The following is a 304-nucleotide window of genomic DNA, read 5'->3' on the forward strand; positions in this document are numbered from 1 at the left end:
TTGGAATTGATGTTTCCAAATTAACACTAGATGTTTATGTACGAACCACTAAAGTTCACAAACAATTTAGCAATGATGTAAAAGGCTTTAAACAAATTATTAGTTGGACTATCAATCAAAAAATCAATTTAGAAGAAGCCTTATTTTGCTTTGAGCATACTGGTTGGTATTGTATACTATTAAGTTATTTTTTGTTTGAGAACAAGCATCGTTATTGTTGTATCAATGCCATAGAGATTAAGCGTTCAATGGGATTAAAGCGAGGTAAAAGTGATAAGGCAGATGCATGGGAAATAGCCAACTA

The 304-nt window shown here is 31.6% G+C and carries 1 protein-coding gene; it reads left to right on the forward strand.

The genetic code is table 11. The annotated features are described in order from the left end of the window. Positions 1–304: IS110 family transposase (locus AC23L6_RS13395; RefSeq protein WP_487562980.1), on the forward strand; the 304-nt coding region annotated here is incomplete at both ends.

It is taken from the genome of Flavobacterium sp. R1_16 (assembly GCF_057652095.1).